Consider the following 16470-nt stretch of genomic DNA (forward strand, 5'->3'; position numbering starts at 1 on the left):
TTTTTGAAGTCAGTAATTTTAAATAGTTGATTAAATCTTTGCTCTCAGACGGTTAATAGATGTGCTTATTAGAAGTGTTTAATAAATTAATTTTAGTTCAAAATGTCCAATTTGGACACTTTGAATGATTTCTTAGTTTTATATATTATACTTTTCTCAGGAGAAAGCTAGATGTACAGACGTTTGAGAGATTTGAGGGAAGATCACGACTTGACCCAAAAACAAATAGCTGAAATACTTTCGTTTACAAACTCAGCTTATGCTAAAATTGAACGGGGTGAGCATACGTTAACAGCAGATGTATTGGTAACTCTCTCAAACTTTTACGATGTCAGTACTGACTATCTATTGGGATTGACAGATTTTCCTGATAAAATTCGCTTTAGAAAATAATCTCCTCAATTTCATAGAGTGTGAAAATGAGGAGATTTTTTATTTGTTCTTTGACAATTGAATAGTCCAAAATGGTACTTTCCTCATTTGTGGAGCAGATTTGAATGGCTCGCCATGATAAGAGCGATATTAAAACCATCAATAAAATAGAGCGATACTTTATATGCCATGATACAAATGATATACAATGATACTTCTGACCGTTCAGGCTGCCAACGTAAAAGAGCAGCAAGTGAAATTCTTATGATGACTTCATCAGTCATGCCATGGAGGAGATTGATAAAAGATAAAAGGGAAGTGATTTTTTGAAATCAAATTTAGAAAATTATATAGTCGAGCTAGAGATGCTAAATCTATTATTCTTAAAAAAACTTATTAGCGAAAAAGAATATGAAAAAATAAAGCTGAAACTGCGTAAAATATACACAAATTAGCTGACCTTTTTTATTGGTTGCGGTAAAATAAATGCAGAGAAATAGGAGGTTAAGCCATGTCAAATAATGTTGAAATTATAAAAGCAAATCCTTTAGTAACTAGAAGAAATGATAATAGTGGTTCTTTATCGAGGAGAGTAGCAGCATATTGTCGTGTTAGTTCCGATAGTGATGATCAAAAAAATAGCTATGATTCTCAAGTTCGTCATTATAGAGAGTATATATCACAGCACCAAGATTGGAATTTGGTTGACATTTATGCTGATGAAGGGATTTCAGGAACTCAAGTTGGAAAAAGACAAGATTTTCAAAGATTGATTTCAGATTGCCTTGATGGAAAAATAGACTATATCATTACTAAAGCTATTGCTCGATTTGCTAGAAATACATTAGATACTCTCAAATATGTTCGTTTGCTGAAAGATAAACAAATTGGAGTATTTTTTGAAGAAGAAAACATTGATACTTTAACTATGGATGGTGAGTTGCTATTAACTATATTGAGTTCGGTGGCTCAACAGGAAGTTGAAAATACATCTGCCCATGTTAAAAAAGGTTTAAAAATGAAGATGCAACGTGGAGAACTTATTGGTTTTCAAGGTTGTCTTGGTTATGACTATAATCAAGATACAAAGTCAATATCAATAAATGAAAAAGAAGCCAAGATAGTACGTTATATTTTTGAACGATACATTGATGGTATTGGGGGTAAGGCAATAGCTAGAGAACTAGATGAACTAGGTTATAAAACTCCGAGAGGTCTTGATCACTGGCAAGATACAACAGTTTTAGGAATTATTAAAAACGAGAAGTATAAAGGTGATATTTTAATGGGAAAAACTTTCACTGTTGACCCCATTAGCAAGAGACGTTTAATAAATTTCGGTGAAGAAGATAAATACTATATAAAAAATAATCATGATGCAATAATTAGTCCAGAAATTTTTACACAGGCGCAAGAAATTCGATTACGGAGATCAGGAAACAAGAAAACAATAGCAAATACAAAAGGAAAACGAGAAAGATATTCAAGAATGTATCCTTTTAGTAGTAGATTGGAATGTGGTTTTTGTGGTACTGTTCTGTCTCGAAGAAGTTGGCACTCTAGTTCAGAGTACAAAAAGATTATCTGGCACTGTACAACATCTATAAAGAAAGGTAAAAAGCATTGCATCCATAGTAAAGGAATAGAGGAAAAAGCAATAGAAAATGCTTTTTTACAGAGCTACCAACAGTTGTTTTATGAAAATAATAACCTAACTGAAGACTTTCTTGAAATTATAAAAGAAGAGCTTACTGACGATACTTTAAAAGTGGAGTTGAATAAGATAGTTAGTAAATTAAATTCGTTGTACAAGAAAGAAGAAAAATTAGTTTCAATGAATCTTGATGGAAAAATTAGTGATTCTGTATATGAAGATAAATTTAACCAAATACAAATTGAGAAAGAAAAACTTTTAGAAGAAAAAGTAAACCTAGAAGTAACTTTAAAATCAGAAGTTGATATAAAAAGTAGATTAGAGAATTTTAAAGAAATTTTAACTTCACAAAAGACTCTGACTGAGTTTGACAAGGACATTTTTGAAAGTATCGTTGAAAAAATCATAGTAGGCGGAATAAATTCTGATGGAGAAATTGATCCAGCAATGTTGACTATAATTTTTAAAACGGGAGATTCTTCGACTAAAGATGCAAAATCTTACAAATCTAAAAGGAAGAATGCTAAAATAGAAAATGATAAATTGTGTTTTAATACCGTAACCGATGACGAAAAAAAGTGTACAAATAAAGAAAACAATCCATGTTGAGGCGGTATCACTGCTTGTACGAGATGATACTTAAGCGAAGTAGAAACAGAATAGTAGTTTATATTTTTACAGAAAACCTAGTAACTTTATAGTAAACATTACGATCTTACAGGAGTCAATAACTTTTTACAATATTACTTCAGTAAACAATTAAAATTCTTAGTTTTTAGTATAAAATGTTTTTTTTATGGACTAATTATGTGCTAGATAATGGACAGAATAATTAGCACATAGAAAGAGAAAAATTGACAGATGGACTAAGGTAGAATTGTCAGTAACTGTGACCGAATGGTTAAGGTCTTTTTCTAGTTTTAGTGGTATAATAAACAATATGAATAAGCTGTTTTGGGAGGACGAAATGACTGATAGTATTAAAGTGAAGAAAGTTGAAATAGACTCTAAAAAAATTCCCTTAGACAGCTCAACAAACGACTCTGAGAAGATAAAATTGGGACAAAATACTACATCTATTTCTGTTTTGGCTGATACCTTTAGTAACTTTCAAGCAACTGTAAATGCTAACATTATTTCAGAATTAATTGCAACTTCAAATGTATTAAATTCAGCTAAGTTAGTAAATTTTGCTAATTTGACGACTCCTTTAGTAAGTCTGCCTTCATTAATTCAAGTTGAAAAAAGCGCTATTAATGTCATGTCAGAAGTGGTTGCGTTGTACAATAAAACGTTATCAAGTACACACTTGCAAGCAATTCAAAACATAGCAGATTCTGCAAAAAATTTAATTGCTAGCTATCAAATTGATTATTCAAAGATTTTTAGTGGCATCAATGAACTTTTAAAATCACTGCCTTCGATTTATACAAAAGAAGAAATTGAGCAGATTATTTCTCGAGTTCAACTGCTGGCAGAAAATGGGTGGGTTATTTATTTTCGTGATAGAAATGTTTATCAACGTTTACTTGCTGAGGAATGGAATACCTTGGAGGACGAATGGATAGAGCTGCTTAGGGATAAACTAAAAAATGAGGATTTTATTATTGACTTACAAAATTCGCCGTGTTATTCAGCTCCTCTTGTAAAATCAATGGTTGATTGCTACTTTAATCGAAACTTTTATGCAGCATACACTTTGGGAAGTTTGGCAATCGATGGTGCACTAAATAGAATTTCAGAAATGACTTCATTAGAGAAAAAAATACCAGTAGGTCACCGAGCGATTAAGGAAATTGATAATATATTTATTGATAAGTCGTTTAGCGATGTAGGACTGATGCACTGGCTTTATAGTTTCTTCAAAGATACTAATAGATTTACACTTGATGAACCAAATCGACATATGATTAGTCATGGTCGGTGGGAGAAAGAAATCGAAGAACAAGAGTTTTTGAAGTTATTTAATGCAATGTTGTTTATTTGTGATGAGTATGATTATTGGGAAGAAATTATTCGTTATGAACAAGACAATTAAGTATTTTTGGAGGTTAAACACCTATGCTTGAAATATATCCTTTTATTCAGGAGCTAGTTAAGTGTGAAACGACCATACAGAAAATAGAAGTTTTCAATAGATGGAACCTTCATGAGTGTAGAGTTTTTCTATTTGATGAAGAAAAGTCAAATTTTGGTAATATAGGCAAATCATTTAGCTATGGAAAGTTTAATCTGATTGGTTTGGGAGATTACCAAAAAATTTGGGTTATTGATAAAAATACTGTAAATGCTAAGGATAATTTCTTACCCGTTGCCAGAATTATCAATTACGACCTAAACATTTTTACCTACATACATGATTTATATAGAAGAAGAAATGTCCCAGATAAGGAGAATTTAATTAGATTTTTACACGAGATTAAATCGTTGCGTCTAACAAATAATATTTCAACTGCTTTAATGGAAAGATATACCACCCCAATAAATCGTGAATTATTAGCTAAAATGATTGAAAGTTATGTTTATTTTGATAGCATTAATTTTGAATTATTTCAATCTAATGTGCCTCAGACTCTAAAACCAGATAAATATATTTGGATGAAAGAAATCTGGGAAGATGCAGAATACTACCTAAGCAATGATGAGGTGATACAACATTATGAGGCAGTGTGTTGCTATATATTGAAAGCATTCATTTTGAAAAATACCAAAAATCTTTCTACAAAAGCTAAAGTGGCTGAGTTTAAACGCTATTGTATTGAGGATTTATGCGTATTTTTAGAATTGGAAATGACTTTATTAATACTTTTTTTGAAAAATGATAGTGCGGTTCAAGAAATATTTAAAAAGTTGCAGTTAAAGGCTGATAAGTTAATTAATAAAATACATAATACAGCATGGGATATTTTTCATATAAGACTATTGGAGCAAAGTACTTTATTAAATTGTATTGAAAACCCAGATGTGATTTATCTCCACTATTTTGCAACTGCGGATTCTGGGTTGGCTGAGGTATTACGAGCTAATCCAATTAAAATGCTGATTTATTATAATAAAATAATTATACCTATACGTCGGTATGATGCAAAAAATTTTTTCACTCAAGATGAGTTAGATTATTATACTACTGAAGAAAGAATTAGATTACGTACAGAGAAAGTTCAGAGTATTGATTTCTGTTCTATAAAGCAGAGATTGAGCAGTGAGTTAGGGGATTTACTTACTAAATAAATTTTAATAGTTCCATTCCATAGTATAACTCCAACAGGAAATTACATAGTTTTAGATAAATTAGAGAGTATCTGCTTAGTGATGAACTGTACTCCTATCCTAACGATGTACTTGAATTTATGAAGGAGGAAAAATAGAAAATGAAAGATACAGAACTGAAAGAATTAAAAGATAAACTATGGCATTCTGCCGATGTTCTTCGTGCAAGTGCGCATTTAGCTGCAAATAAATATGGTCAGCCTATTCTAGGACTTATCTTCCTTAGATATGCAGATATTTTATATAAACAACATAAGGATGAAATTGAAGCTGAATATAATCGACTTAAAGGTAGTCGTATGGAAAAATCCGTGAAAGAAATTTCTTTAGAAAAATGCGGATTCTATCTTCCTGAGTGTGCGTATTATGACTTTATCAATGATGCACCGGACGATGCAAACAAAGCTATTCTTGTAAAGGAAGCTATGGAAGCTATTGAAGCTGAAAATCCTAGAATGGAAGGAGTTCTTCCTAAAGAAGTATACGCACAGCTTGTTCCAGAAGAGGAACCAGAGCTTCTTTCTAACATTGTGCGTATTTTCAAGGATATTCCTGAGAATAGTACTATTGACATCTTTGGTGAAATTTATGAATACTTCTTAGGAAAATTCGCACTTGCGGAAGGTAAGGACGGTGGGACATTCTATACACCTGCAACAGTTGTAAGATATATGGTTGAAGTATTAGATCCTCAGCCTGGTGAAAAGAAGTTCCTAGATCCAGCATGTGGTTCAGGAGGGATGTTTGTTCAGGCTGCAAGATACATGCATAATCACAATGCTAGCGAGAGTGAACAGATGAAATTCCGTTGCTATGGCGTGGAAAAGGAACCAGACACAGTTAAACTGGCAAAGATGAATCTTCTTCTGAATAATATTCGTGGTGACATTACACAAGCTAACTCATTCTATTCAGATCCATATAATGCATTTGGGCAGTTTGACTATGTAATGGCAAATCCACCCTTTAATGTTGATGAGGTTGTGGTTGAAAAAGTTGCCGATGATTCCCGTTTTAATACGTATGGTGTGCCAAGAAATAAGACAAAATCAACAAAGAAAAAATCGGATAATAAAGAAACAGTACCAAACGCTAACTACTTGTGGATTGGCTACTTTGCCACTGCTTTAAATAAGAATGGGAAAGCAGCTCTTGTTATGGCTAATTCTGCTTCAGATGCTTCTGGTTCAGAATATGAAATCAGAAAGAAAATGATTGAAGAAGGTATCATCTCGCAGATGGTGACTCTTCCCTCTAATATGTTTTCATCAGTTACACTTCCTGCAACTCTCTGGTTTTTTGATAAGCAGAAGCCAAATACTGAGAAGAAAAATGAAATCTTATTTATAGATGCGAGAAATATATTTACTCAGATTGACCGTGCTCATAGAAAGTTCTCAGATGAGCAGATTAAGAACCTTGGCGTAATAACCAAACTATATCATGGTGAGACACAGGCTCTTGTTGACTTGCTTGATGAATATCAAACAGAACTTACAAATGCTCCAGAATCTTCCGATGACAAAGAGATTTTAACTAAGGATTACTGGCAATCACAGATTGACTGGTTAACAGAAAGATTTCCAGATGGTGTATATGCTGATGTTATTGGTCTTTGTAAAGCTGCGCCACTGGATGGTGAAGACGGAATCATTGAACAGGACTACTCCCTCAATGCAGGACGTTATGTAGGTGTAGTTATAGAAGACGACGGCTTAACCAAGGAAGAGTTTAAAGAAGAGATGCTTTCCCTTAATTCTGAATTTATTTCTTTAAGTGCTGAAGCAAGGGAGCTTGAAGAACGTATTGCAAATAATTTAAAAGAATTATTGGGTGAGTGATATGGGAAAGATAGAAGATTATTTTGAATTAAATCCTTCAAAAAATACAAATAATTATACTGATTATATTAATTACATTGATACCTCATCAGCAACTAGAGGTATTCTACACGATATTACCTACTTAGACAGTAACTTTCCTTCAAGAGCGAATCGTTGTGTAAAGTATGATGATATACTATATTCCTCTGTGAGACCAAATTTGAGACATTATTATCATTACAAATTGAACTATGGAAATGTTGTTGCGTCTACAGGATATGTTTTATTAAGAAATAAAAATAAAGAATTATATTCAAGTGAATTTTTATACTATTTTCTAGTAACTGACTCTGTCGTCAAATATTTAAGTAATATTGCCGAATTATCTCAATCAACGTTTCCTTCATTTTCAGCAAAAGATTTAGGAAAAATTGAATTGCCAGCGTTTGACTTTATAGATCAAAAGAAAATAGCTGATATTCTCACCACCTACGACGACCTTATCGAAAACAACAACAAGCGAATCAAGTTGTTGGAGCAAATGGCAGAGAATCTTTATAAGGAATGGTTTGTAAGATTCCGTTTTCCGGGATATGAGAATGTGGAATTTGAAAATGGCATACCAAAAGGCTGGGAAGTTAAAAAGATAAAGAATTGTGTAAAAAGATTGCCTTTTAATCAGTTATATAAAAGAAATGAATTGGAATCGGAAGGTAAAGTAATAGTAATTGATCAATCTTCAGCGGAATTCCTAGGTTATCATAATGATGAACCATCTCATTGTGCAAGTATTGATAAACCAATTCTTTTGTTTGGTGACCATTCGTGTAAATTTGTACTAATGATTAGAGATTTTTCTTTGGGTGAAAATGTTGTTCCATTTATAAGCGAAAATGAAAATAAATTGAATGACTATTATTTGTTTTATGCTGTTCACAAAATTATTGTAACAGAAGAGTATAAAAGACATTGGGGGAGATTCACTACAATGAAGATTTTGGTTCCTAATTATGAATTACAACTAGCATTTGCGGATTTTATTAGACCGATTATTCAAGAGCAAAATAACCTTTGGAATGAAACCCAATTATTAATTAAACAAAGAGATGTGCTTTTACCGCGCCTAATGAGTGGAAAACTTGAAGTGTAAGGAGGTGTTCCTATGCGTAACTTTATATCTGAAGATGATATAGAACAGGCTATACTTGCAAAATTAAAAACGGAACCATTTAACTATGATATCCTCATTTGTGATGCTGATCCCAGTAAGAGAGATGATTTGAATGATGGTACAGGAAGAGCTTCAAAGAAAGAATGTGTTCTTCCTGATGTTATGCTTTCTTCTCTCAAGCGTATCAATCCTACTATTTCTGAAGATAAAATCAAGGAGATAGTAAAAAACTTGAGGCAGGATTACACAGGTAAGGATATTGTTGATACTAACTATAAAATATATAGACAAATCCGTAATAATATAAAAATCACAGTTCGCAAAGACGACAAAGAAGACTTTGATTTTGTAAAGCTAATTGATTTTGAGCATCCAGAGAACAATACTTTTACAGCAGTTTCCCAGATGTGGATTCAAGGAAAATTCTATTATCGCAGACCGGATATCCTTATCTTCATCAATGGAATGCCTCTTGTGTTCATTGAACTGAAGAATAGCATCGTTAAAATTGAAGAAGCCTATAATAAAAATTTAAAGGATTATTTACGAGATGTTCCAAATCTATTTGCATTTAATCAAATTTGTGTTCTTTCAAATGGTTTAGAAACAAAGTTAGGCGCCTTCAATGCGACCTATGATTACTTTTTTGAATGGCTTAAAGTTGATAGCGAAAAAGAAATACTGGATCGAGAAGCTATTCATTCAGCTGAAAATGTAAAAGATAGTTCTGTAAGATATTTTGTTGATGGTCTATTAAACAAGGATAAATTGATTGATTATATCGAAAATTTCATACTTTTTGAAAATCAACGAATAAAAATTATCGCTAAAAACCATCAGTATTTAGGCGTAAATAATCTGATGGAATCAGTAAAAAACAGAAAAGAATTGAATGGGAAACTAGGTGTTTTCTGGCATACACAGGGTTCGGGTAAGTCTTACTCTATGGTTATGTTTGCCCGTAAAGTTAAACGCAAAATAACTGGTAATTTTTCATTCCTTATTATCACAGACCGTGAAGATTTGGATACACAGATTCATAAGAACTTTGTACGTACAGAGGTTATTGGTTCTAAAGAAGAGTGTCAACCAAAAAACAGCAAGCAACTGCAAGAATTCCTGACTACAAACAAGGCATTTATCTTCACACTGATTCATAAGTTCAGATACGACAAGACGAAGAAGTATCCTGTTCTTTCTACACGTGATGATATCATTGTTCTAGTTGACGAGGCACATAGAACACAGTACAAAGATTTAGCAGAAAATATGAGAACAGCACTTCCTAATGCTAATTTTGTTGCGTTTACAGGAACGCCACTTCTCGGTGCTAAGCGTCTTACTAATCAATGGTTTGGTGAGTATATTTCAGAGTATAACTTTGCACAATCTGTCGAGGATGGTTCTACTGTACCATTGTTCTATTCCAGACGAGTTCCGGAAGTAGGTCTTGAAAATAATTTCCTTGATGATGATGTTGTAGATATTATCGAAGAAGAAAATCTTAACGACGACGAAATCCGTCTGTTAGAAAATGCATCCTCTCGTATTTTAGAAGTTATTAAACGTGATGACAGACTGGATAAGGTTGCGCAGGATATTGCATACCACTTTCCAAGACGGGGATTTCTTGGGAAGGGACTGGTTGTGTCAGTTGACAAATATACAGCTGTCAAAATGTATGACAAAGTGCAACATTACTGGGCTATTGAAAAGCAGAAGTTTACGAAACGGCGAAATTCTGCCACTATAAAAGAAGAACGCGATCGGCTTACGCAAATTCTGGCTTATATGAATACCGTGGAAATGGCTGTTATTATTTCCGAAGAGAACGATGAAACGACCAAGTTTGCAAAACAGGGGTTGAAAATATCGGAGCATCGTGCAAAGATGAAAGAAATCACACCTGATGGGAGAGATATCGAGGATAGATTCAAAAGTCCAGATGATCCTCTGCAATTAGTGTTTGTATGTGCCATGTGGCTAACAGGATTTGATGTGAAAAACCTTTCTACGCTCTATCTTGACAAGCCGATGAAGGGGCACACGTTGATGCAAGCAATAGCTCGTGCTAACAGAGTTTATCCAGGAAAACCTGCTGGAATTATCGTTGATTATGTGAATGTTTTTAAATATATGAAGAAAGCGTTAACAGAATATGCCATGGGTAATGACGGAACAGAATTTCCTGCAAAAGATATAGATCAGCTAATCGGATACATTGATGGTACAATTCATGAGGCAGATTCTTTCTTGCTTTCTTTAGGTATTTCACTAGAAAAAATCATTGCAGATTCCAATACCCTGGATAAACTGGATGCTTTAAGAAGAGCTTATGACGCTATTATCTCTAAAGATGATGCTAAAGAGAAATTCAAGGTTATACTGAACACCTTAACAAATCTCTACGAAGCATCAAAACCAGAAATCTTTGAAAGAAATTGGACTAATGATAAATTTGCACCACTCGTCTATTTACACGGATTGTTTTACCATACTATTGATGATGAAAAAGTAGCTCGTGCCAGACAAAAAATGAATCAAATTCTAGACGGTAGTGTAATTGCAAGTCAGGATTTCGTTAATTATGTTCGAGAGAAAGAAGCTCAGTACATGATTAAAGGGACAAAGGCCATAGATTTATCTAAAGTAGATATTGAGCAGTTAAGACAAGAAATAAAATTGGCTGAGTATAAAGCTATTGAAATTGATGATTTGAAGGAATATATAGAGCAAGCGCTAGAACAAATGCTTAAGAGAAATTGCACTAGAACGAAATTCTCTGAACGATTCAAACGCATTATTGATTCCTATAATGCAGGCGGTACTGAAAATGAAGATTATTACGAGCAACTTGTGAAACTCCTTGAAGAACTACGTCAAGAGGACAATCGTGCCAATACAGAAGGTCTTACTGAAGAAGAATTGGAAATTTACGATTTATTGGTTGCTGGAAAGAAATTGACACAGGTTGAGGAACAAAAAGTAAAACTCTCTGCAAAAAATCTGTTTAAGAAATTGATGGATAATCGTAGTAATCTTCTTGTTGTAGATTGGTACAAAGACGAACAGCCGCGTGCCAAACTTAAATATGAAGTTGAATTATCATTAAATCAGGATCTTCCTGAGAGTTATGACAAAGCAGCATTTGATTCTAAGGTAACCTTACTCATCAATCATTTTGTCGACATGGCAGTACAAGGGTATGGATGGATTGGTCTTGCGTAAGGAGGTTAAATCATGCTTTTTGATGAAAGAGATTTGAGAGTATTTGACAATGCTGCTTCAAGAGGTTATTTTGAGGAAATTCTACAGTCCTATTATAGTAAGAATTACAGAGCTTCTGTAGTATTGCTTTATTCATTCGTAATCTTTGATTTATACAATAAATTACAAACAATGGCTTTTGAAGGAGATTACAAAGCAACAAGAAAATTGTCAGAAATAAACCAGATGATTCAGGATGATGAAAAGTACTCAAAGGTAGAAAATGAAATAATCCAATTTTTTAAAGATAATTGTGCGCTATATTTTGATAGATTTACAGAAGATATAGATTATCTGAAAAACTGTAGAAATAAATGTGCACATTTAAAGGTTAATGATAATTCTTTGTTTCTTCCAAGTGATTATCATGCTAGAATGCTAATCTGTTCCATGTATGATAATATCTTATCGGTAAAAGCACCGTTTATTATGGATTTGTTTTCATTCGTTGAAAACGATGTGGAAGCTTATAGCCAGAAAATATTATCTGTTCCAGAAAATAGTATTGATGAATCAATTATTACTAATATTAAGAATAAATATTTAGAAAGAATGACGTATGACTCGTTAAAGAAGTCGTACAAAACATTTATACGATTATTACTTGTTTCAGAAGATGAACATTGTGAAAAAAACACAACTGGATTGTATATGTTTGCGTATGCAATAACTGACTATTTAATTCGAAAAGGGTACTCAAATGTTTTCAAGGATGATGGTGTATTAAATGTTTTTTCTAAACTTCAAATAGAAAAGTTAAAAGCTAGTAATTTGAAAAGAAATGCATTAGTGGGATTAATTACGACATTTCCGTCTGTTATGGATCTGCTTAGATCTTTTGAAGATGTGTTTTCCTATATATCCGAACATGTATTGTTGGAACCTCGCGGTTTATGTTACTATCGCTCATTTTATCCAAGAGAAAAACAGACGATATATGAGTATTTCAAAGAACATGATGAACTACACAGTCCACTCTTAATTAGGAATTTATATGATACTCTAAAAGAGGATAACAGTTTTGATCTGGTAGAATTCACTGAACTTATGGCTAAATCTATACCTCCATATATGGGGTATTATGATGCAGATTGTTTTATGGATTTTTTTATTGAAAATATAAAATCGTTTGATTTAGAGCAGATAAAGAATATACGTAATATTTATCAATCAGAACCTCAGTGTACGAATCGTAGAAATCATTCATCTGAAGATTCAAAAGTTAAAGAGTATATCGACAAACTAGAAAATCCGGATCTATTGGATGGTACAGAAACAGTACCGGATGCGGAGCTTAACGAAGATTTCCCATCATAAAAAAATGACCACACTTGAGCAGTTCAGAAACCATTGTTGTTATAGAGTTTTTCTGGTATAATAATAGATACTATATATACGGGAGTTTGTCAGTGGGCATTAAAACATCTCAATCGAGAAACGATATTGAAAGCATCCTTCGAAAAAGAGGTTTAAAATTTACTAAGCACGATTTGGATAAGGCCTTGCTTAATAACAATTATTTTAATTTGTTTAACGGTCTAGAGTCCTTACTTTTACCAGATAAAAATATTAAGCTTTATAATGGAGAGAGTATTGAAGATTTTTTAGCCGTGTATAAATTCGACAAAAATCTATCTAGTCAAATTTTTAATCTTGTAATTTCTTTAGAAGATAAATTGAAAAATTCAATTGCTTATTATTTTTCTCAAAAACATTGCCGTACGACTGATACTACTATGGAATACCTTAATCCTCAAAAGTATATCGATCCAATTACTAGACCTAATTATCCATTTCAGAATTATCAGAATCAATCAATCTATAGACACTTTAGTCAGTTTAATCTATTTGGACAAGGTTTTTTAACAAAACTTGTTAAATTTAACGACCACATTGATGCTAATTTTTATAGAGATACTTCATATGGTTTAACATATTCAGCAAGAAATACACACCCTTATTATCGGAGTTATAATAGCCAAAATAGGAGTTACTCAAATCCAGACTATAATGTTGCAGTACCTTTTTGGGTAAGTATAGAAACCTTAGATTTTGGAACAATTTTACGATTGCTCCATTATCTTGAAGATGATGTGCTGGATAGTGTAATGAAAGATTTTGGGATTGGAATTCGTCATAGAGCAGAATTTTTGAATATGTTAGATTTTATTAAAGAACTACGAAATCATTGTGCTCATGGCTTATTGATTTCTCGTTTTAGAACTCCGAAATATATGAAAATAAATGGGAATTTGATACATGTTTTTAATTTAACTCCTGTTTATCATAATACTTCAAATTCCTCTACGCCAGCGTCGGTAATAAAATTATTTGATGTGTTGAAAATCTTGAGTTTCTTTGTTGACACTAAACCAATTTACAAACAACTGCAGAAAATTATTTACCGTAATAATAAAAGATTCAAAGGGAACTATGATTTAAATGAAAGACTTCTAGAAAGAATGGGAGAGACTCAGTTATCTGTTTGGAAAAATTATCTTTATAAGAAAGTGAATTTTCAATTTTAGTTGTTGACATCAACAAACTGATATTGTATAATGTAATACATAAGAAAAGCTTTATAAGCATTTGGAGAAACGGTATCTCCATCGATAGAAGACCCTGGCATTTGTCAGGGTTTTCTTGGTTGAGTGACTTTTAGTTCGTTACGCTCTGTATGGGCATTATGATAATCTGATTTCGTTCAATAATATTATTGCAAAGTTAAGCAGCTTCATTTCGTTCTATAGTATGTGTAGGCACTGTCAGCACATGTTGAGGCGGTATCACTGCTTATACGAGCTGAGGCATCAGCGAAGTTGAAGTAGATGCTTCGCACATGGGATAGGACTTGTAGAATGAGGAGGGATATCGACGAAATGATACTGTAAGTCCGAAGCGCTGAGTGTATAAGTTTGTTAGTGAAACGAAATTAATCCTCAAAAAGTTCACTGAACCTGTTGAGTCTCACAAATGCATCATATCGAATGTGTCAGCTTGTTGGAGAAACGAAGTTAAACGTCAAAATAAAGAAACTAAAACTCCATTATTTTGAGATGACAACCTAAATTGGTTTTAAGGAGGTGTTATATTGATAGAAAGCAGGCCTGAGTTTGATAAAATCGTATCACTCGATGAGTTTAATAAATATTATTGGTATCGTAATGAACTTTCACAACTATGTAAGTCATTAGGATTAGAATATAGAGGTACTAAACAAGAACTCAATCACATTATTGATCAGTACTTTAAGGGTAATTTGATTAAAAAATCATCAATAAAAAGGAAAAAGAAACGAGTAGAAGTCGTTACCTTAAATACGCCCTTACTTGAATGTGGATTCTCCTTTAATGCACACTTTAGAGAATATTTCTCAACTTTAACAGATGTTTCACCCTTTAAATTTACTGCTGATATGGCGACTGCTTGGAGAAAAGTAAAAAGAGAAAATGATTTGAGTTTTACAATCCAAGATATGCTAAAAGTTTATTATGGAAATTCAGATTATGCCAAGTATGATCATTCAGTTTGTCAATGGAACCAATTTCTAAAGGATTTCTGCGCAGACGAAAATAGTCTTAACTATTCAAACAAGTTAAAAGTAGCTTCTATTCTTTGGAAAGAAGTTAGAAATTCAAAAGCTGAAAAAATTTATTCAAAGAATCTTTTGACTGAATATGCTGATAGAATAAAAGAATATGGTAAGGTAGTTCAATAGAAGTGACCTCATTTTGATATTTTTGATTTGATTGCTGTTGACTTAGCTGAATTAAAGCAGTATCTAAGTTTAAAGTAAGCTACAATCATTTTAAGCGATTTTGAGCAAGTCAAGGATATTTTTTCTGAAGACGGAGTAAGTAGTGAGCTAGTGTAAATTTACACACATCTATTTGTCTTTTTAAACGGATTTATATAATAAAAAAATATGGAGGATATTCTATGATACAAGTAACTGATTTTATTAATAAAGTAGATATTAAAGATAGTGATAATGTCAATTGTGAATTTGAAGTACGTAAAAAGGCAATGGATTTTTATAAGAAGTATCCTTTTTATGAGGAAGATGATTGGGAGATTATTAAGTTTCAAAACTCAGTTGATAAATATAATAAATTAAAGAATGATAAAGAGATTGAAGCATACAAAGAAAAATCAGAATCAGGATATAAGGGAGCTCATTTGCTTGTCAATAAACCGAAAGGTATAGCACTTACGGGTGACATCCTTACTTCAATCACTGTTCCGTATAAAAAAATTACCAATGTTGAACCTAGCTTGAAAGGTGGTAAAGAAATAAAAGGTGGGATATTAAAAGGTGATTTAGAAATACCACATGATTTGCAACCTTATTTTAAAGCTTTTGCTATTGTTTACTATTGGTGTGGAAATATGATGCCTACAGTTGGGAATTTTAGACCAGGACGATATGGAGGAGATAACTGGCTTTATAAAATGGATATAATAATGGATTATCATAAAGCTGGTTCAAATCAAAACTGGAGAGATTGGATTAAAGAAAGCTGGGGAGGAGATTTAAACAAATTCATCACTGATTACTATTTTGAAGATTGTTTTGACAAGTATAGTTTAATCAGAAAGAATATTGTTTCATCTCCTAATGGGGTTAACATTAATTCATTAAAACCAAGTAATCTAGATATCCTTAAAGAAAATGAACATAAATTAGCTAAAGAATTTTTAATCAATCATGTAAAAGTGATTATTCAAAGAAGCTACCGAATCGATAATGAATTTCATGGGGATTGGAAGAAAGAAGAGGAGGACGAGGTAAAAGAAATTTTTAAAGAAATATTCGCAAAAGCTGGATTTAATGGTGGACAGATTAATAAAATGGTCTCTTTATTTTAGATAATTAATTGACAATATTTAGAAGCTAGTCGTCTGATATAATC

Annotated in this window: 11 protein-coding genes; all 11 read left to right on the forward strand. The window is 32.4% G+C overall.

What is annotated here, in order from left to right; genetic code table 11:
- The first annotated feature begins 171 nt into the window (after positions 1-171).
- The gene (locus D8855_RS09860; protein WP_048789078.1) at positions 172-393 is read left to right on the forward strand and encodes a helix-turn-helix domain-containing protein; all 222 of its coding nucleotides are present in this window, start codon (positions 172-174) and stop codon (positions 391-393) included.
- Positions 394-883: 490 nt separating this feature from the next.
- Positions 884-2635: a recombinase family protein gene (locus D8855_RS09870; RefSeq protein ID WP_125417165.1), complete on the forward strand. Its 1752-nt coding sequence runs from the start codon at positions 884-886 to the stop codon at positions 2633-2635.
- A 358-nt stretch (positions 2636-2993) separates the two neighbouring features.
- Entirely contained in the window at positions 2994-4064 is a 1071-nt protein-coding gene (locus D8855_RS09875) for a hypothetical protein (RefSeq protein WP_125417166.1), read from the forward strand.
- A 23-nt stretch (positions 4065-4087) separates the two neighbouring features.
- Positions 4088-5257, forward strand: coding sequence for a hypothetical protein (locus D8855_RS09880; RefSeq protein ID WP_125417167.1), 1170 nt, complete (start codon positions 4088-4090; stop codon positions 5255-5257).
- A gap of 140 nt (positions 5258-5397) precedes the next feature.
- Positions 5398-7137, forward strand: a complete 1740-nt coding sequence (locus D8855_RS09885) for a type I restriction-modification system subunit M (RefSeq protein WP_125417168.1) — start codon at positions 5398-5400, stop codon at positions 7135-7137.
- Position 7138: 1 nt separating this feature from the next.
- Positions 7139-8269 carry a restriction endonuclease subunit S gene (locus tag D8855_RS09890; RefSeq protein WP_125417169.1) on the forward strand — a complete coding sequence of 377 codons (1131 nt, stop codon included), beginning with the start codon at positions 7139-7141 and terminating at the stop codon, positions 8267-8269.
- 12 nt (positions 8270-8281) lie between these two features.
- Positions 8282-11518: a type I restriction endonuclease subunit R gene (locus tag D8855_RS09895; protein ID WP_125417170.1), complete on the forward strand. Its 3237-nt coding sequence runs from the start codon at positions 8282-8284 to the stop codon at positions 11516-11518.
- Positions 11519-11530: 12 nt separating this feature from the next.
- On the forward strand, positions 11531-12874 hold the full coding sequence (locus tag D8855_RS09900; RefSeq protein ID WP_125417171.1) for a hypothetical protein: 1344 nt from the start codon (positions 11531-11533) through the stop codon (positions 12872-12874).
- A 92-nt stretch (positions 12875-12966) separates the two neighbouring features.
- Entirely contained in the window at positions 12967-14085 is a 1119-nt protein-coding gene (locus D8855_RS09905; RefSeq protein ID WP_260467392.1) for an Abi family protein, read from the forward strand.
- Between the two features lie 563 nt (positions 14086-14648).
- Positions 14649-15275: an SAP domain-containing protein gene (locus D8855_RS09915; protein WP_125417172.1), complete on the forward strand. Its 627-nt coding sequence runs from the start codon at positions 14649-14651 to the stop codon at positions 15273-15275.
- 221 nt (positions 15276-15496) lie between these two features.
- A complete protein-coding gene (locus D8855_RS10875; protein WP_260467393.1) occupies positions 15497-16426 on the forward strand; it encodes a hypothetical protein in 930 nt (309 codons plus the stop codon).
- Positions 16427-16470 lie beyond the last annotated feature (44 nt).

Origin of the sequence: Streptococcus mitis (assembly GCF_003942685.1) — a bacterium.
In the GTDB taxonomy this organism is placed as follows: Bacteria; Bacillota; Bacilli; order Lactobacillales; family Streptococcaceae; genus Streptococcus; species Streptococcus mitis_CD.